We start from the raw sequence: 17,569 nt of genomic DNA, 5'->3' as shown, positions 1-17,569 counted from the left end.
AAGCGCGTCGTTATCGGCGCGCTTCGTCTGACACGAATATTGGCCGGCGCTGTCGCGTACCGTCATCAAGATCTAATCCTAACTTTAAATAACCTTGGCGTTACCGATGCAAACTGCCGAAGAATATGCCGCCACGCTGGCGGCAATCGATAAAGCCCTGCGCTTTTCGGAAGCACGCTTTCGCCGGCTATTCGAAACGGCGCAGGACGGGATTCTGCTGTTAAACGCCGAAACCGGGATTATCGAAGAAGTGAATCCCTTTCTGATGCTGTTGCTAGGCTATTCGCATGAAGAGTTTCTGGGCAAAAAGCTCTGGGATATTGGCGTGTTCAGGGATAGCGCGCTTAATCGGGCCGAGTTTAGCGAACTGCAGACCAAGGGCCATATCCGCTACGACAACCTACCCTTGGAAACCAAGGATGGGCGCAGCATTCCGGTGGAGTTTGTCAGCAATATTTACGAATGCGACGGTATTGACGTCATCCAGTGCAATATTCGCGATAACACCAAACGCCATCTGGCCGAGATTGAGTTAAGGGCAACTTCGCGGGCATTGAAAATGCTCAGCGAAAGCAATGTGGCCTTGATTAAAGCCACCACCGAAACCGATCTCTTAAACGAATATTGCCGGATTGCGGTGGATACCGGCGGCTACCGTATGGCCTGGGTGGGATTTGCCGACTGTGGCCCGGACAAACGCGTCGACGCGATAGCGAGCTACGGTCACGATGACGGCTATTTAGCGGGCGCTAACATTAGCTGGTCAGACAGCACCGCGCTGGGCAACGGGCCAACCGGCCGGGCAATTCGCTCGGAAAAAGTCCAGTTCGTGGAAAATATCGCGACCGATGCGTCTTATAAGCCTTGGCGCGAGCAGGCATTGCAGCGTGGCTACCGTTCCGCGATATCCTTACCCTTCAAGCTTTCTAATGAAGATGTCGCCTGTTTGAGTCTTTATGGAGAAAGATTCGATAACTGGTCGGTAAGCGAACGCCAGCTATTACAAGAAATATCCGGCGATATCGGTTTCGGTATCGCCGCGCTGCGCACCGCGATTGCAAAATTTGAGTATCAAGAACAACTTCGTGCAAGTCTGGAGAAAACCATCCAGGTGATCGCCGATACCGGCGAAGAGCGCGATTCCTATACCGGTGGTCATCAACGGCGGGTAGCTAACCTTTGCTCGCAGATTGCCGCCGAATTAGGCCTCGACGCCGATAGGATACATGGCTTGCATCTGGCGGCGACGATACACGATCTGGGCAAGATCGGGATTCCGGCGGAAATATTGGCCAAGCCCCGGCGATTGACTGCGATGGAATTCGGACTAATTAAAGAGCATCCCGTCATCGGCTTCAATATTCTGAAAGACGTCAGTTTTCCCTGGCCCATAGCCGAGATTATTCGACAACATCATGAACGGATAGACGGCTCCGGTTACCCGCGGGGACTGACGGGCGATGATTTATTATTAGAATCGAAGATTCTGGCCGTCGCGGATATAGTCGAAGCCATGGCCTCGCATCGCCCTTATCGCGCGGCATTAGGTATCGATGCCGCGCTAACGGAAATTACCAGACAACGCGGGCTTAGTCTGGACGAACAAGTGGTCGATACCTGCCTGCGTGTGTTTCAAGTGCACGGATATATCATCGAAGACTAGATATTCGTGCACCTGCGCCAGCAATACCTAGGCCATTACCGCGTCCAATAGGCTGTTTAAGGTACGTAAATGCCGTTGTTGTGCCGGTAACAGCTTTGTTTCGATTAAGGCACGAATCTCGGACGGCAGCTCATGATCTTGCAACGCTTTTTCATAGTCTTCGGTGCCGGTTAATTCGCCTTCGCGTAATACCTTTAGCGCAGCTTGTTTACCCAATAAATTAGCGCCGGTCATGATTATTTTGGCCCAAGTTCCCCAGGCTCCGGAATCTTGCACGGATGAGCCGCCCAGTTGTTGTATTTTGCCCTGCAAACCGCCAGCCGCTGCCTTATGTTCCTCAAAAGAAGACATTAAAAAATCTAATTCTCCCAGTGCGGTTTCCTTCCGGAATTTATTCAACGCCATTTGATAGATTTCTACTGCGGATAATTCGTTTTGTAGCAAACTGGTTGTCGATTGTAAGTTGTACATAGTATGACTCCACAATAATGGTATTAAGCGGATATTTGCATTATGGAAATTCCGCCTGTAAGTAGTTTTGTTAATTAAATCGTCTTCGCAATTCAGATAGATTGGCATATGCGATAAGTATTTTCCTATCCTAGAAGTCCATAAATATGTCTATCTCTATCAGTAGGATGGCTGTCTATGGCTTTTTTTTATTTTTACTCTGTAGTTTCCAAGGTTATTTTCTATTTTGTCCTGCTTACGGCGTAAATATCTTTCGAGCTCGCTGTCATCCTGATTTAAAACATATTCGCCGGAATCTTCCGTACTGGCCGTAGCCTTGTGAATGCCGTTTTGCCGATTGTCTTCGTTCATAAACAACTCTCCGGTAATTTGGTATAGCCCGTGAAAATCTCAGAGCGCCGTTGTTTGCGCTCGACGAAAACTTTACAAACAAAACTTGAATTGATCGGTGCGTTAGCACACAGATGAAAAGCTAGAGTGCGCGCCTCGTGCCTCTGGTTTATTGGTGTCCTCATCCTAATCTTATTCTTTTATGTCCCGAGGGGGCGGAGGGAGAAGATATTATCGCAACAGTGAAAGGTCTAACTTGAGGGCATTGGGGGAAGGCAGTGTAAGACTCCGATTTAATTCTATAATCCGGGGTTTTGACGCTAAGGATGCAGGTTGTCCCTATAACTTTTAGATGTTTCCGTAAGCCTTTCGCTAACTGACATTAATAGAAATTTAATAAGACAAAAATATGTGTGCCAACGAACCGACTTAATTCAGGTGAGGCTTATAATCATGCCTGTTGGATAATATAATAATTTTAAGTAATTTATAAAATTATTGGCAACTTTAAATTAAACCTAAATCTTAAAAAACATATTAATATGAAAACCAATAAAACAAAAATCAGTGCATCTAATAATGGCAATCCGTATATCAAAATTATTCAAATGAGTTTGATGCTGGGGCTTGGTGTTATCGCCATTATTAATCCGGTCAGTGCCGAACAATCGCAGATTAAGCCAGTCGCGAAGTCGGCCGATGGCAAGGGGAAATTACCTACGTTTGCCCAAGCCGATATTAACGGTGATCATCTGGTCACCAAAAGCGAATTGCAAAATTTTCCATATATGTTGCAAACTTTCGATAAAGTTGACGCCGGTAACGACGGCAAACTGGAACAACACGAATACCAAAATCTGAAAATGGAAACCAAACGGGAAGGCGAGGTCAAGTAGTCAATTTATAGCTATTGGCACGCTCATATTTAGAATTTATTTGCCGACTCCCCATTGGATATATTAATGCTATCCGATTTCGGCTTTGAATTTTTTCTTAGCGTCGTACATTCTCAAATCGGCCTGATTAATCAGCAAATTAGGCTCTTCGAATTCGTCCGGACCGGTTTGTGCGATGCCGACGCTTAAACTGACATCGTCCAACTCTTGTTTTATAACTGCGTTGAGACGAGTGATGTATATATCTTGCGCCTGGGTTTCCCGGCAGTTTGGCAGTATCATACAAAACTCGTCGCCGCCATAACGAAAGCAGCGATCCTCCATCCGGGAAACTTTTTTTATTGCCGCCGCGACGATGCGAAGAATTTCATCACCGCGGCGATGGCCTTTGACGTCGTTAATCATTTTGAAATCGTTAATATCGATGTATGCGATCGACACGGGTTCGGAACGGCGCTGCGCCGCACGCAAGGTTTGCGTCAGTGTTTCCGTTAGATAGCGCACACTTAGCAGACCGGTCAGGGAGTCGGTGCGCGTCATTTGTTCCAGTTGTTGGGTGCGCTCACGCACTTTTTCTTCCAATGCGCAGGCATAGCGTTCGGACTTTTGCTTGGAAATTTCGATTTCGGAAACCAGGCTGCGAATATAGGTTTCGAATACCAGTGTGATGTCGAACAAAAACAGTTTATCCAACGCCGCCACCATGGTCTGGCGTTCGGCATTGTCGCTCAACGTCTCAAAAATAATTTCGCTTAATAAGCTCTTTAGCGTGCTGATCGCCGATAGGTAGAGTTTGGGTTCTACGCCGATTCGCTTATGGACCAGACCGATACGCAGGCGGTTGTTGACATAGTCCATATCGTAAACGCCGCTGAACAGATCGAGCACGTAACGCCGTTGGGCATTTTCCAGGCGGTGTAGGGTATCGGCATCGCCGATCAGCAGTGCTATTTCCGGGATGCTGGTTTGCATTTCGTAGAAGCGGGCGACCAAAGAATCGATACGCGCGGCGATAACATTGCTAAAGCTACTTAAGACCGTAAAGTCGTCTTCGGTCAGCGACAGCAAGGTTTTGCGATTGGCAATATCGAATTCGGTAATTTGCAATTGTTCCAGCAGGGTCTGTTCGGTTTGCTTCACTTACCCTCCAGTTTATTCAACTAGTTAATTGCTAGGCTTTACATTATAGCCTGTCGAATAAAGGAACACGCTGTATAGCGTCCGTTCTTAACTAACAGTATTGATTAGGGGATTTTGCGAGTCATGGTCACAAACTCTTCGGCGGAAGTAGGGTGGATGCCGATAGTCGAATCGAAGATGGCTTTGGTTGCACCGGCGCGCATCGCCACAGCCATGCCCTGGATAATTTCCGGCGCATCGGCACCTATCATATGCAAACCGATTACCCGATTGCTGCCGCACTCGACAATCATCTTCATCATAGTGTTTTCATCCCTCCCTGACAGCGTATTTTTGATGGGTTTGAATTCGGTTTTAAATATATCGATGTCGGGATATTTTTCTCGCGCCTCGGCTTCGGTCAATCCGACACTGGCGATATTGGGCTGGCAAAACACCGCAGTGGGGATGTTGTCGTAATCCACCGGTTGCGCACGCTCGCTATACAAACGCTGAGCCAGCGCTTCGCCTTCGGCTATTGCCACCGGCGTCAGGTTGACCCGGTCGGTGACGTCGCCCAGCGCATAGATAGACGGCAGATTGGTTTGATAGTGGGCATCGACTATGATCGCGCCGTTGTCGTCCAGTGCCACGCCGAGCTGTTCCAGGCCGAATCCGCGTGAATTCGGCGTTCTGCCGGTGGCGTACATCACCAAGTCGGTGATCACGGTGTTGCCGTCCGCCAAACTGACGCTAAACGCAGTGCCATTGGCTTCGATAGCCAGAACATCGCAATTAAACAAAATCTTGATACCCTGCCGGCTCATGGCGGCTGCCAGATAATCGCGAATATCCTCGTCAAATCCTTCCAGCAGTTTCTCTCCGCGCTGGCAGACAGTGGTATCGACGCCAAGCCCGTTAAGAATGCTGGCAAATTCCACAGCGATGTAGCCGCCGCCGACAATCAAAATCCGCTCCGGTAGCTTATCCAGGGAAAACATGTCATTTGAGGTAACGACATGTTGTTTACCGGCTATATCGGGTACAAAAGGCCAGCCACCCGTGGCGAGTAAAATGCGTTTGGCCGTGCATTGTTCGCCGGCAACCGCAACGGTATGCGCATCGAGTAATTGTGCTTTGCCGTTGAATACGGTCACGCGCGATTGTTGTAAATGCTTTTGGTATACCGCTTGCAAACGCTCGACTTCCCGGTCTTTGTTGGCGATCAAACTTGGCCAATCGAAGGAGGCGTTATCCAGCGTCCAACCAAAGCCGGCAGCAGCGGCGAAGTCGTCTTTAAACTGCGAGGCATACACCAACAGCTTTTTCGGTACACAGCCTAAGTTGACGCAGGTGCCGCCAAAATGACGAACTTCCGCAATAGCCACCCGCGCCCCTTGATTGGCAGCCATATTGGCGGCACGCACACCGCCGGAGCCGGCGCCCACGACGAATAGGTCGTAGTCGTAGTCGGTCATGACGGCTCCCTGGCGCTATTTAAGTTAATCACTGTTGCCCCGTAAATAAGCCAACAGGGTGTCTGCATCGCTCACCGTAAACGGATCGTCGGGGCAGTTATCGCTTTGGCCGGGTTCGCTGAAGACTTTCAGAATATTTTTATCTTTTACCAGCATCGAATAACGCCAGGAACGACTGCCAAAACCGACGTTATGTTTTTTAACCAGCATACCCATCGCTTCCGTAAACTCGCCGTTGCCGTCAGGCAGCATTTTTACGTTGGCGATTTTTAGATGCTGACTCCATTGGTACATGACAAAGGCATCGTTGACGCTGAGGCAATACACCTCATCGACACCTTGCGCGATCAGTTCCTGGTATTTCGCGTCGAAGCCGGGTAGGTGTTTCGACGAGCAAGTAGGGGTATAAGCGCCGGGTAGCGCCAGCACCACGATCGTTTTGCCTTTAAAAATATCGTCAGTACCGACATCTTGCCAGCGAAACGGGTTGTCGCCGCCGACACTTTCGTCGCGAACGCGGGTTTTGAAAACAATATCGGGGACAGTGCTCAGCATGGTGTGACTCCTTGGAATTTTATACAACTAACGGGACGATGTGCTTGGCAGCTTAAGCCGCCAATGACCCCATCAATTGATCGAGTGCTTGTATATGCGCGTGTTGAGCGGGCAGCAGTGTTTGTTCTATCAAGATCCGTATTTCACTGCCGAGCTCTTGATCCAGCAGCGCTTTTTCATAGTCACCCAAGCCGCTTTTTTCGCCTTCCTGCAACATTCTGAGCGTAGCTTGTTTACCGAAGGCATTAGCGCCGCTTTGAAACAATTTAGCCCATGCGCCCCAGGCGCCGGATTCCTCGGCTGGCGTACCGCCGAGTTCTCGGATTTGTGTTTTTAAACTGGCAACCGCCGTTTTATGTTCTTCGTAAATCGGCAACAAGGATTCGGTTTCGCCTAGCGAAACTTGCTCGCGTAATTTTTTTAACACCTGGAGATAAGTCTCTGTGGCCGCTAATTCGTCTTTAAGTAAGCTGTCTATGGTATCGATGCTATGCATAATAAAATTCCTGAGTATAAAGGGTGGGAAAAGGCCAAAACGCCTTAAACGATGACCGATACTTCTTCCGAAGAGGAAATGTCCTGGGCGTCGGCTTGTCGGAAAATAGTATTGGCGGAATCACGCGTATCCACGTTGGCCGTATTGACTACGATCAAGGTAAGTCCGCTCTTGATTTTTTCTTGATAGTGCTTGGCTTCCTGCCCCGGAATGCCGACACCGACGAGTGCGGTCATTAAATCTACAACACTGTCTTTTTTCGGTGTGCGGCTTAACTCAACCACAATAGGTCCGCCGGCAACGAACCGGCCGCTTCCGGGTATTTCCAGGCTAGCGATTCCGCTGATCCATTCCAGATCGAGGCGATTTTCTTCTGCGCTGGCGCCGTTTTCGCCGGGGTTTTGTAGCGGTGTTTCGGTATTTGCGGATTCGGAAAACAGCAGGGATATTTCGTTGTTGGAAAATCCCGCCATTTTAAGATTATTGACGATAGCGGCTGTCTGACCGATGCTTTGGCAAATACAAAAAACAGGCTTATACATAATATGCTCTTCGATCCGAATAACAGCCTGATTTTTAGCTGTTATTTTGGTGATTTTTACAGCGATTTCATTAATAACCAAAGAATGATCAGGCTATTAATAATTTATTTATTGGCTGACAAGATACTTAAGCGTTAATTAATATCTTGTTTGGAGAAGGTAACAATACAGCTAAACGACCTTACTTTCGGTACGCTGCCACACATTCGCGGCGAATGTCGTCAGCGGCGCGAATCAGGTTTTAAGAAACGTAAGCAAGTCATTATTCAATTGCTCTTTATGCGTGTCGGCCAAACCATGCGGACCGCCCGGATAAATCTTCAACGTCGCATTGCTAACACAGCTTATGGCAGCCAGCGCCGACGCAGTAATCGGCACAATTTGATCGTCGTCGCCATGGATAATCAGGGTCGGTATAGCGAATTTTTTTAGATCGTCGGAAAAGTCGGTTTCTGAAAATGCTTTGATACAAGCAAGTTGATTTAGCAGGCCGCCCTGCATCCCTTGGCACCAAAACGCATCGAGTACACCTTGGCTGATCGTCGCGTCCGGCCGGTTGGCTCCGTAAAACGGGGCCGCAAGATTTTGATAAAACTGCGAGCGGTCAGCGTAAACGCCGCTACGAATGTCGTCGAATACCGAGAGCGGCAGGCCGATCGGGTTATTGTCGGTTTTTAGCATCAGCGGCGAAACGGAACCGACCAACACCGCCTTGGCAACTCGCTGGCAGCCGTGGCGGCCAATGTAGCGCGCCACTTCGCCGCCACCGGCCGAGTGGCCGACCAAGCTGATGTCTTTTAGATCGAGCGTTTCGATCAGTTCCGCCAAATCGTCGGCGTAGGTTTCCATATCGTTACCAAGCCAAGGCTGATCGGAACGGCCGTGGCCGCGTCTATCGTGAGCGATGCAGCGGTAACCGTTTGCGGCCAGATGCACCATCTGGCTTTCCCAGGCATCGGCGCTTAGCGGCCAGCCGTGGCTGAACACCACCACCGGTCCCAGGCCCCAGTCTTTATAGTAAATGCGGGTGCCGTCTTTGGTGACTAGCGTACTCATGATGGATACTCCTTAACTGGCGTGATTAATTCCGAAAGCTTACTGTCGTTCTCAGCAGAAAACTTGATACAAGCCGGCGCGGCAAGTGATTTTGCCGAGCAGGTTTTCTTTACTTGCGTTGTTGTCGGACGAGGCGTCGGCTGGTAGTGAAGGAGGCGCCGGCAGACCTGTAGCACAAGCTGCAAGCGCCATCGCCATAACCGCGAATATCAATAGAGATCTGGAGCCCATGCTGACGAAAGACTGGCTTTAATGTTGGGTGCTAAGCATTTGCCGGCAGCTGTCGGCGCATTGCTGGCAGGCGACGACACAATCTTTCATATCGCCGATTTCATCGCATTCGGCTGCGCAGGCTTCGCATATTTCCGCGCAAAGTTCGTGCAGGCGATGTAGAAAATGCGAGCCGGTCAGTTGAAAGTTCGCTGAAGTCTGGCAAATCTCCGCGCAGTTCAGCATCAGGCGCAGATGCTTGGCTTTAATATGTTTGCCGCCGGTTTCAAGGCAATGGTTCATCGCGGTTTGCAGACAAATTTGGTGACAAACACTGCAGGCCGCTATGCAGGCTTGCGTGGCATGTTCGGAGTGAGACGTTTGATGCATGGGATTCTCCCGATTGAAGCGTTTGATCTGGTCTACGAAAGGGCAACAAGATTGTTAATCGAAGTTGTAGAGACGCAATATTCCCGCGTCTCTACAAGGTCGCGCTCGCCGCTAGCCGGCCGATTAACCCGCCAAGAGGGGGAGGCGAGTCGTCTGCATAGATAGCGGCTTTTCCTTACTTGCCTTCTTTAATGTCCTGCTTAATATCGCCATAGCCCTTTTGAGCTTTGCCGAGATTTTTTTGGACATTGCCTTCCACTTCCATGCCTTTGTCATCGATTATCTTGCCGGTGACTTCCTTGACCTTGCCCTTGGTTTCTTCGACCCGGCCTTCCACCTGATCTTTGTTCACGGGCGTGTCGTATTCATGATTTGCCGCGTAGGCGGCAACAGAGCATGCAGCCAGCAGGATGCCGGCCCATAAAACGGCAGTTTTGTGATGAATTGGGTTCATGATAGTTCTCCGCGTAAAGTCATTATCCTGTGTTGAAAACATAAACTTGCGCGGTGTTACTAATCGTCTACAGCCTTTTTCACTTTATCTTTAAGATCGCCGAAACTGGATTGGACTTTGCCGGTATGTTTTTGGACATTGCCTTCCGCTTCCAGGTCTTCGTTGTCCAATAGGTTGCCTGCTACTTCTTTGATTTTGCCTTTGGTCTCTTCGACGCGGCCTTTTACTTGATCTTTGTTCATGAGAATTCCTGGTGATTGTTTTAATAATGAAACGAGCGAGTACCGGTGTTTTCGGTGCTCGAAGCAAACCATACTCGTACTGCCAATTAGGGTCGGTGCGTCACCGCACATTGCCCTAACGGCTGCTGACTGCAGCGTTTTGATGCCCGGGCGGTTTGGTACGCTAGCGCACAGACTCGAAAATTCCGGCAGTGCATCGTATCCATATCGATTGTCCGTTTTTGTTAATACATATGTCAGTTCCCCGGAAAAATCCCCAAACTCGTGCCATTAAAATACCCGTTGATCTAATGATGCGGCAGCCTGCGCCTACGGGGTTTTTCATTAAATTTTTGCGATTGGCGGGGCCTTTTTGGCGATCGGAACATAAGACGCGTATCTGTAGACGCACGTTGAATTTACTGGTGTTGACGGTGCTGCAGATTATCATTGCCGTGATGATTACAGAGTGGAGTGCGGCACTGTTCGATGCGCTGGAACAACACAATATGGCGGGCTTGCAGACGCAGATTCGCGATTTGCTTTTAATTTTTGCCGCCAGTATGTTGGTGACGGTGTTGCATTTAAAAATTAAACGGGATTTGCAAATCAGTTGGCGGGCTTGGTTGACCGCTCACGTTATCGGCCGTTGGATGCACAAAGGCCATCATTACCAAATTGCCCAGATACTGACGGTGGGCCACGATAACCCGGACGGACGGATTGCGGAAGATATTCGCGTGGCTACGGACGAAGCCGTGAATCTGAGTTTTACGCTGTTCTATTGCTTGCTATTGCTTTGCAGCTTTACCCAAATTCTCTGGACGCTTTCCGGTAGCGTCATACTGAATTTGGGGTATATTCAAATACCGATATACGGTCATCTGGTCTGGTTGGCGTTGTTGTACGCGGCCTTGGCTTCGATATTGGGTTGGTGGGCCGGTCGCCCGCTGACCCTCACCACCAACGCGATGCAAACGGTCGAGGCCAATTTTCGCTTCGGCCTGGTCAAGGCGCGGGAAAATGCCAAGATCATTTCCGCGAACAAGCGGGAGGCTCATGAAAAAAAGCGCTTTTTAGGCCTTTTTCAAGACATTAACGGTATTTACGACCTGCAAACCCGGGCTTGGGAGCACATCATTTTGTTCAGCTCGGGTTATGCGGTGCTGTCGATGGCATTGCCTATCCTGATCGCCGCACCGCGCTATATCCTGGGCAGTATTACTCTCGGCGCATTAATGCAGTCGGTACAGGCGTTTCAGCAAATGGCGGCGGCATTATCCTGGCCGGTCAATAATATGCCGGTGATCGCCCAGTGGCATGCCTCGGTGGACAGGGTGTTGGGTTTGGTCGATGCCTTGCACGATTTGGAACAACAAAGCCTTGTCACCGATCCGGCAAGCGATGCCGAATGATCGTGGTAAATTTACACGGTCGCGGTTTGTTACTTGGGATTGCCGATTGCAGTTTGCCATGGGCTGACCTAAAAACGGCAAAAAAAATGCCCGGTCCGACTGGCGGTGGGCATTATGGAGGCGCTACACAGGAAGCTTGTAAGGCCTACAAAGGCAAATCTCGTAGGCACGAAAACAAATAGCGGACCTTAAGCGGGTACTGATGCCTCGTCGGTATAAGAAATATCCTCGGCATGCGCATGCCCGAAAATTTCCTTGATCTGATCAATGGCTTCGCCGCTGCCGGCATGCACCGAAATCAAAATGCCGCCGCCCTTGATTTTGCCTTCGTAACGCACGGCTTCATATTCCGGAATACCCACGCCGATCAAGGCGCCGCTCAAACCGCCAGCGGCGGCACCCAGGGCCGCACCGCTTAGGGCCGCCATAATCGGTCCGGCGGCGATAAACGGTCCCAAGCCCGGAATGGCCAGGCTGCCGATACCGGCCAGCCAACCCAGTACAGCACCGGTGCCCATGCCTACCGTTCCGCCAAGCGCCGCGCCTTCCGGGGCTTTGGTGTGTTTTTCATGGGCAAAATCCATAGTGGTGTTTTTATCGGGTAGCAATACGGAAATATCGTTGCTGGCAAAACTGGCGGCCTTCAACTGGTTCACAATGCTTTCGGTTTGCTCGATGGTTTGAGCGATACAAAATACGGCTTTAGTCATAACTTACTCCCACGCCTTCAAGGCGCTTTAGTTTCAAGTTGATTGTCTACCTGCAGAGTACCGGCCGTTTCTCGACTGATTTTTTGCAGTTTTATGCTTTCGTCCGTCGTTGCAACGGGGCCGCGTAAGGTCACCGACACCGCATATGTGTCTCGTCACAGCGATCGATAGAGTCGTTTTCAAGCAAAAATCGACAGTAGCGCCAAAATTTACTGGAGCTGCCGCACCGCGTCGGTGCGTTGGCCAACATTGCGGCCAAGCACGTAAGATGGGAACTCGTTGTCGGCGCATATGGCTTTACGATATCGAGCGGTGGGATGTCGACCCGGAAACTGAAGCGGAATTCATATGGGTGAACCGGTATCAACCTCGCTCTTTATGTTCGTTGCCGTACTGTGTTTTCTCCAGGCGCCGGCTAAGCTCTATGTGTATCATTCGCCGTCGATAAGGAATAATCATGAGACAGCTGGTTTTAGGTTTCCCGGCGATACAGCCGCTATATCGTCTTTCTTTGGCTCTGCTTCACGCAGTTCGCGGTATCGGCTGTGTGGGTAATGAATCGGAAGATCCAGTGCCGGCAAACGGCGGCAGGGTAAGCGCAGTGATGTCTTGATGAACGATTTTCCTGTCGTTTGTGTGGGTGGTTCGGCGGGCGGGCTCGATGCTTACATTCGGTTATTGCAAAATTTACCGGCTAACTTGGATGCGGCTGTCATCATTGTTAATCACATCACCAAAATGCCGACCATGCTGCATGAAGTGCTGCCGCGCTTCACCAGCATGCCGGTTGAGCTAATCACGGAAAGTTTGCTGATCAAACCTAACTGCGTGTTTATCATTCCAGCCAATCGGGATCTACACGTCACCGATGGAAAGTTTCACTTAAAGTCCATATCAAAGCCTCGCGGCTGGCCCGATGTCATCACGGTCTTCCTGCGCTCTTTGACTCAGCACTGGGACGGTAAGCTGATTGCTGTGATTGTCTCCGGCTATGATGGCGACGGAGCCGATGCGCTTTGCGGCATCAAAGAAGTTGGCGGCATCACTATCGCGCAACAGCTCGATACCGCTATACAGCCGGATATGCCGGAATCAGCCATTGCCAGTGGTTGCATCGATTTTGTCCTGTCACCGGAAAATATCGCTCAAGAAATTGCGCGCATCGCCCAACGGGAATTGTAGTGACCGTTGAATAAACGCATCGACCAAATGTTTGGTGACTAACTTTTAGGGCTTTGGAAAACTTAGAATTTGAAAGCTGATTGTTAAGGCTTTTTCTATAAAAAGCCAAATAAACAAGCATTTAAGTGTGGTACACCGTACAGACCCCAAGCGCTAGGTGTCGGATGATCTTTCGATCATAAGCCGACACGCTAAATCCATTGGGGATGCATCATGAGTAAAGCAAAAACACCTGTTTCAACCGTAGCTAATGCATCAGCCCAGGGAGGGGAGGGAGCATCGATAATCTCGATCGGCCATGGCGGCGAGTGGCACCAGTCAGCCATCGCCGACCAGCCAACTTTGACGACAAATCAAGGTTTACTGATTGCCGATAATCAAAACTCCCTAAGAGCCCATCCGAATGGCCCGACACTGCTGGGAGATTTTATTCTGCGCGAAAAAATCACCCATTTCGACCATGAGCGCATCCCGGAGCGCATCGTCCACGCCCGCGGTACCGGTGCACATGGTTATTTCGAGCTCACCGAATCCCTGGAAAAATACACCACTGCCAAAGTGCTGACCGAAGTGGGCGCACAAACGCCGCTGTTTACACGGATATCCACGGTTGCCGGCGGCTCCGGGTCCGCCGATACGCCGCGCGATGTACGCGGTTTTGCCGTCAAGTTTTACACCAAGGAAGGCAATTGGGATTTGGTCGGCAATAATATCCCTGTGTTTTTCATCCAGGACGCCATCAAATTTCCCGATCTGATCCATGCCGTTAAAATGGAGCCCGACCGCGGCTTTCCGCAAGCGGCGTCGGCGCATGACACCTTTTGGGATTTTATTTCGCTGACGCCGGAAGCCATGCATATGGTGATGTGGGTGATGTCTGACCGCGCCTTGCCGCGTTCGTTACGCATGATCGAAGGCTTCGGCATTCATTCGTTTCGTTTGATCAATACCGCGGGCGAATCGACCTTCGTGAAATTTCACTGGCGGCCGAAACTCGGTTTGCAATCCACTCTTTGGGATGAGGCCGTGAAGATCGCCGGCGCTGATCCGGATTTTCATCGCCGCGATATGTTTGACGCGATTGGCGCCGGCGATTTTCCAGAATGGGACTTGGCGGTACAATTGTTCTCGCAAGAAGAAGCCGATGCCTTCCCGTTCGATCATCTCGATCCGACCAAACTGATCCCGGAAGAGTTGGTGCCGTTGCGCGTTATCGGCCGCATGGTATTGAATCGCTGGCCGGACAATTTTTTCGCGGAAACCGAACAAGTGGCGTTCTGTCCATCCCATGTCGTGCCCGGCATCGATTTCTCCAACGATCCCTTGTTACAGGGGCGGCTGTTTTCCTATCTGGATACGCAACTGTCCCGGCTGGGTTCAGCGAATTTTCACCAAATCCCGGTCAATGCGCCGCAGTGTCCCTTCGCCAATCAGCAACGCGATGGACATATGCAAATGGCGCAACCACAAGGACGGGTGGCCTACGAACCCAATACGCTGGCAATGGATTCGCCACGCGAACAAGCGGAAACCGGCTTTCATAGTGCGGCAATTGAAGAAAGTGGTGCCAAGGGGCGGATTCGACCCGAGAGCTTTGCCGACCATTACAGTCAGGCCAGGCAGTTTTATCTAAGTCAGTCTGCCTACGAACAATCGCATCTGGCCTCGGCCTTGGTCTTTGAGCTATCCAAGGTAGAACATCCGCATATCCGTGTCGCGATGGTCGGTCACTTGCGTCACATCAACGAGGACCTTGCGCACCGGGTTGGATCGGGCCTAGGCCTGATTGAATTGCCACCAGCGCCAACTGCGGCGGTGGCGCCCCAGGAACTGGAGCCATCGCCGGCGTTACAGCTGATCGGGAACATGAAGAATACACTTGAGGGCCGGAGTGTTGGGATATTGATCGCGGAGGGTTCGGATGCGGCAAGTATTGCCGCTGTGCAGCAAGCTGTGACCGGTGCCGGCGCAACCAGCAAAATTATCGCTACGGTAATCGGTGAAACGACACTCGCTGACGGCTGGCTGATGAAAGTCGATGGCCAATTGGCGGGTACGCCGTCAGTAATGTTCGACGCGGTCGCCATCCTCCTGTCCGAACATGCCGCCATGCTATTGGGAAAGGAAGCCGCCGCCATCGATTTCGTGCGCGATGCGTTTGGTCATTTGAAAGCGCTAATTGTTGACGAGGGCGGCGCAGTCTTACTGACCACGGCGAATATTAAACCCGATGTCGGCGTGTTTAACATTGATTGCGTGGATGATTTCATCGCTGCTGCCAAGACCCGGCAGTGGGAGCGCGAAGCCAGTATCAGAACATTGGCTTGATCACTGCGACTTCCACAGCTTGTGCCGCACCTTTAACTTCCAGGCGTAAAGCGCTTAATACGTCTGGTTTGTTGAAGGGGGCATTGTTGAGCGTTTCCAATGGTACTAATCAAATTGCCACACTCTACTGGTAGGATTCACAAACATCCGATGAATTTCAAACTGATAACCCTAAACCGGTTATTTTTGGTCATTTTACTGATAGGGTTATTTGCCTTTGGCAGTATGCTAATAATATTTTCCTATTCCGATAACTTTAGAGTCTGGTTTATTGAGAATAGCGTTAATACCCAAAAGCTAAAACTTGATATAAAAGGTGAAACTGTTTTTGAATATGGCTGGCAACCTGAGCTCACTCTTCATAATATTTCAATCAAAAATACGGCTTGGCCTAGTCCTGAAAACTTTGCACAGATAGATAAAATATCATTGCAAATTTCTATTTCAAGACTGTTCCATGGCGAAATATTCATTAACGATTTAAGCATTAGCAAGCCCGAATTATTTCTTTTAAAAAATAAGAAAGGTGATGCAAATTGGCGTTTTACGGGCCCGAAAGCTGATTCAAACGCTCTTGAGTTGCCGGTTATTTTCGAGAATCTGCATATTGTTTCCGGAATATTTCATTATTATGATGAAATCCGTGATATGAATTTTGAAGGAGATATAGATTCCTTGAAAGGCTCTGGCGGCTGGCAGCTGCCGATTATCATTGAAAGTAAGGGCAGCTACCAACACAAAACGCTAAATATCCAGGTTGACGCCGGTTCCTATGCAGAATTACGCTCAGAAAATAATCCCTATCCTGTCAAATTGAATATGGTGTTCGGCCAAACGGAAATAGCAATCCGCGGCACAGTGACTCATCCTCTACAAGCGCCCGATCCAAAGCTTAAGCTTTCTTTTTCAGGAGCTGATATTGCCGAATTATTTCCTTTAATCGGCATTCCTTTACCACCCAGCCCTGCCTATAAAATAACGGGGGATTTAAGCCGTCAGGATCGCACTTGGCGCTTTGACAATTTTAATGGTGAAATTGGGCATAGCGATTTGCAAGGAACAGTTCTCATCAATCCAACACGTGAGCTCTTGTATTTCGATATGGATTTGTTCGCCAAAACGCTTGACCTTGCCGATTTAAGCGGATTCATTGGCGGCGAACCCAACCTGACAGATCAGCGTGTTACCGAAGACAATACTTTGATCCCCGAGCGTCATTTCAACTTTAAACAAATTCGTGCAGCCAATGGCAAAGCTAGGCTTCGCGCCACAAATATCATTAACAAGGAAATCCCCCTAAGCAACTTTGACGGTCAAATATCGCTCAACAACGGTGTGTTGACATTCGAACCCGTCACCTTCGGAATTGACGATGGACGGATAAACCTTTGGATGTCAGCCTATGGATCGCAAAATCCGCCAGACGTTGATATCCAAATTAATGTGATTGATCCGCCTTTAAGTAAGCTAATTGGGGAAGTTAAAGATATTCAGAACACGTTGGGGAAAATTAACGGTAAATTGAAAATAAAAGGGGAGGGCAATTCGCTTAAAGATATACTTTCAAGCGCCAACGGAGAAGCGTATTTAGTGCAATACGATGGCAAAATTAGCGCTTTGATAGTAAAGTTGATAGGCTTGGATATTTTCCACGCTCTTGGTTACTATATCTCGGGAGATATTCAAATTCCTATTCTCTGTGCGATTGTTGATGTGGATATTAAAGACGGGGTTGGCCAGTCAAAAACTTTATTGCTCAACACCAAGGATAGTGTTGTTCATGGCAATGGCTATTTGTCATTTAAAAACGAAACCTTTGAAGTGGCGATGACCCCTTATCCTCGTGAATTTAGTCCGCTTACCCTTCGTTCCACCTTAAATGTTTCCGGCACTATATTAAAACCAAAATTTTCAATTGATCCTTTGTCTACTCTCATGCTGCTACCGCCGATTGATATAGGTGAGGTTGAAAAGATCGATTGTCAAAAAATGATACGCGGGGCAAGGGACTAAACTCTGGTGCGTTTATATAAACGCTAAAATCCGTCAACAT

At 49.4% G+C, this 17,569-nt stretch carries 18 protein-coding genes; 6 read left to right on the top strand and 12 right to left on the bottom strand.

Going from position 1 to position 17,569, the window contains the following annotated elements:
- The first annotated feature begins 106 nt into the window (after positions 1-106).
- Entirely contained in the window at positions 107-1,663 is a 1,557-nt protein-coding gene (locus ACH50O_RS07490; RefSeq protein WP_446811398.1) for an HD domain-containing phosphohydrolase, read from the top strand.
- Between the two features lie 27 nt (positions 1,664-1,690).
- Here ACH50O_RS07490 and ACH50O_RS07485 read toward each other — a convergent pair whose 3' ends face one another.
- Together ACH50O_RS07485 and ACH50O_RS07480 are read right to left on the bottom strand one after the other, a co-directional pair.
- Positions 1,691-2,134, bottom strand: a complete 444-nt coding sequence (locus ACH50O_RS07485; protein WP_446811397.1) for a DUF2383 domain-containing protein — start codon at positions 2,132-2,134, stop codon at positions 1,691-1,693.
- A 159-nt stretch (positions 2,135-2,293) separates the two neighbouring features.
- Positions 2,294-2,485, bottom strand: coding sequence for a hypothetical protein (locus ACH50O_RS07480; RefSeq protein WP_446811396.1), 192 nt, complete (start codon positions 2,483-2,485; stop codon positions 2,294-2,296).
- A 521-nt stretch (positions 2,486-3,006) separates the two neighbouring features.
- Between ACH50O_RS07480 and ACH50O_RS07475 the strand changes: the two genes are divergently transcribed.
- The gene (locus ACH50O_RS07475; RefSeq protein WP_446811395.1) at positions 3,007-3,360 is read left to right on the top strand and encodes an EF-hand domain-containing protein; all 354 of its coding nucleotides are present in this window, start codon (positions 3,007-3,009) and stop codon (positions 3,358-3,360) included.
- Positions 3,361-3,429: 69 nt separating this feature from the next.
- Here the strand turns inward: ACH50O_RS07475 and ACH50O_RS07470 are convergent, their stop codons facing one another.
- From ACH50O_RS07470 to ACH50O_RS07430, 9 genes are all read right to left on the bottom strand, one after another.
- Entirely contained in the window at positions 3,430-4,500 is a 1,071-nt protein-coding gene (locus ACH50O_RS07470) for a protoglobin domain-containing protein (RefSeq protein ID WP_446811394.1), read from the bottom strand.
- A 104-nt stretch (positions 4,501-4,604) separates the two neighbouring features.
- Positions 4,605-5,957, bottom strand: a complete 1,353-nt coding sequence (gene gorA, locus ACH50O_RS07465; protein WP_446811393.1) for a glutathione-disulfide reductase — start codon at positions 5,955-5,957, stop codon at positions 4,605-4,607.
- A gap of 24 nt (positions 5,958-5,981) precedes the next feature.
- Entirely contained in the window at positions 5,982-6,512 is a 531-nt protein-coding gene (locus ACH50O_RS07460) for a peroxiredoxin (protein ID WP_446811392.1), read from the bottom strand.
- 52 nt (positions 6,513-6,564) lie between these two features.
- A complete protein-coding gene (locus ACH50O_RS07455) occupies positions 6,565-7,008 on the bottom strand; it encodes a DUF2383 domain-containing protein (protein ID WP_446811391.1) in 444 nt (147 codons plus the stop codon).
- Positions 7,009-7,052: 44 nt separating this feature from the next.
- Positions 7,053-7,550: a hypothetical protein gene (locus ACH50O_RS07450; RefSeq protein ID WP_446811390.1), complete on the bottom strand. Its 498-nt coding sequence runs from the start codon at positions 7,548-7,550 to the stop codon at positions 7,053-7,055.
- Positions 7,551-7,784: 234 nt separating this feature from the next.
- Positions 7,785-8,606 (bottom strand): alpha/beta fold hydrolase, encoded by an 822-nt coding sequence (locus tag ACH50O_RS07445; RefSeq protein WP_446811389.1) that lies wholly within the window; start codon positions 8,604-8,606, stop codon positions 7,785-7,787.
- A gap of 249 nt (positions 8,607-8,855) precedes the next feature.
- On the bottom strand, positions 8,856-9,206 hold the full coding sequence (locus tag ACH50O_RS07440) for a four-helix bundle copper-binding protein (protein WP_446811388.1): 351 nt from the start codon (positions 9,204-9,206) through the stop codon (positions 8,856-8,858).
- Positions 9,207-9,381: 175 nt separating this feature from the next.
- A complete protein-coding gene (locus tag ACH50O_RS07435; RefSeq protein ID WP_446811387.1) occupies positions 9,382-9,660 on the bottom strand; it encodes a CsbD family protein in 279 nt (92 codons plus the stop codon).
- A gap of 59 nt (positions 9,661-9,719) precedes the next feature.
- Positions 9,720-9,902 carry a CsbD family protein gene (locus tag ACH50O_RS07430; protein ID WP_446811386.1) on the bottom strand — a complete coding sequence of 61 codons (183 nt, stop codon included), beginning with the start codon at positions 9,900-9,902 and terminating at the stop codon, positions 9,720-9,722.
- Between the two features lie 392 nt (positions 9,903-10,294).
- On the opposite strand from ACH50O_RS07430, the gene ACH50O_RS07425 reads away from it, so the two are divergent.
- Positions 10,295-11,296 (top strand): SbmA/BacA-like family transporter, encoded by a 1,002-nt coding sequence (locus tag ACH50O_RS07425; protein WP_446811385.1) that lies wholly within the window; start codon positions 10,295-10,297, stop codon positions 11,294-11,296.
- Positions 11,297-11,484: 188 nt separating this feature from the next.
- Here ACH50O_RS07425 and ACH50O_RS07420 read toward each other — a convergent pair whose 3' ends face one another.
- Positions 11,485-12,006, bottom strand: coding sequence for a hypothetical protein (locus ACH50O_RS07420; RefSeq protein ID WP_446811384.1), 522 nt, complete (start codon positions 12,004-12,006; stop codon positions 11,485-11,487).
- 612 nt (positions 12,007-12,618) lie between these two features.
- Between ACH50O_RS07420 and ACH50O_RS07415 the strand changes: the two genes are divergently transcribed.
- The 3 genes from ACH50O_RS07415 (at position 12,619) to ACH50O_RS07405 (ending at position 17,529) form a co-directional block, all read left to right on the top strand.
- Entirely contained in the window at positions 12,619-13,188 is a 570-nt protein-coding gene (locus ACH50O_RS07415; RefSeq protein ID WP_446811383.1) for a chemotaxis protein CheB, read from the top strand.
- Positions 13,189-13,401: 213 nt separating this feature from the next.
- Positions 13,402-15,516: a catalase gene (locus tag ACH50O_RS07410; protein ID WP_446811382.1), complete on the top strand. Its 2,115-nt coding sequence runs from the start codon at positions 13,402-13,404 to the stop codon at positions 15,514-15,516.
- A 150-nt stretch (positions 15,517-15,666) separates the two neighbouring features.
- A complete protein-coding gene (locus tag ACH50O_RS07405) occupies positions 15,667-17,529 on the top strand; it encodes an AsmA family protein (protein ID WP_446811381.1) in 1,863 nt (620 codons plus the stop codon).
- Positions 17,530-17,569 lie beyond the last annotated feature (40 nt).

The organism is Methylomonas sp. 2BW1-5-20, assembly GCF_052474515.1.
Note: the sequence above shows the minus strand (reverse complement) of the source record. Positions and strands in the feature narration are given on the sequence as shown.

What these genes read in the sequence shown, in the direction of transcription:
- ACH50O_RS07410 (WP_446811382.1), top strand. Translation starts at nt 13,402, where the DNA reads ATGAGTAAAGCAAAAACACCTGTTTCAACCGTAGCTAATGCATCAGCC.
- ACH50O_RS07455 (WP_446811391.1), bottom strand. Translation starts at nt 7,008, where the DNA reads ATGCATAGCATCGATACCATAGACAGCTTACTTAAAGACGAATTAGCG.
- ACH50O_RS07460 (WP_446811392.1), bottom strand. Translation starts at nt 6,512, where the DNA reads ATGCTGAGCACTGTCCCCGATATTGTTTTCAAAACCCGCGTTCGCGAC.
- ACH50O_RS07480 (WP_446811396.1), bottom strand. Translation starts at nt 2,485, where the DNA reads ATGAACGAAGACAATCGGCAAAACGGCATTCACAAGGCTACGGCCAGT.
- ACH50O_RS07475 (WP_446811395.1), top strand. Translation starts at nt 3,007, where the DNA reads ATGAAAACCAATAAAACAAAAATCAGTGCATCTAATAATGGCAATCCG.
- ACH50O_RS07420 (WP_446811384.1), bottom strand. Translation starts at nt 12,006, where the DNA reads ATGACTAAAGCCGTATTTTGTATCGCTCAAACCATCGAGCAAACCGAA.
- ACH50O_RS07440 (WP_446811388.1), bottom strand. Translation starts at nt 9,206, where the DNA reads ATGCATCAAACGTCTCACTCCGAACATGCCACGCAAGCCTGCATAGCG.
- ACH50O_RS07435 (WP_446811387.1), bottom strand. Translation starts at nt 9,660, where the DNA reads ATGAACCCAATTCATCACAAAACTGCCGTTTTATGGGCCGGCATCCTG.
- ACH50O_RS07450 (WP_446811390.1), bottom strand. Translation starts at nt 7,550, where the DNA reads ATGTATAAGCCTGTTTTTTGTATTTGCCAAAGCATCGGTCAGACAGCC.
- ACH50O_RS07430 (WP_446811386.1), bottom strand. Translation starts at nt 9,902, where the DNA reads ATGAACAAAGATCAAGTAAAAGGCCGCGTCGAAGAGACCAAAGGCAAA.
- ACH50O_RS07445 (WP_446811389.1), bottom strand. Translation starts at nt 8,606, where the DNA reads ATGAGTACGCTAGTCACCAAAGACGGCACCCGCATTTACTATAAAGAC.
- ACH50O_RS07490 (WP_446811398.1), top strand. Translation starts at nt 107, where the DNA reads ATGCAAACTGCCGAAGAATATGCCGCCACGCTGGCGGCAATCGATAAA.
- gorA (WP_446811393.1), bottom strand. Translation starts at nt 5,957, where the DNA reads ATGACCGACTACGACTACGACCTATTCGTCGTGGGCGCCGGCTCCGGC.
- ACH50O_RS07415 (WP_446811383.1), top strand. Translation starts at nt 12,619, where the DNA reads ATGAACGATTTTCCTGTCGTTTGTGTGGGTGGTTCGGCGGGCGGGCTC.
- ACH50O_RS07485 (WP_446811397.1), bottom strand. Translation starts at nt 2,134, where the DNA reads ATGTACAACTTACAATCGACAACCAGTTTGCTACAAAACGAATTATCC.
- ACH50O_RS07405 (WP_446811381.1), top strand. Translation starts at nt 15,667, where the DNA reads ATGAATTTCAAACTGATAACCCTAAACCGGTTATTTTTGGTCATTTTA.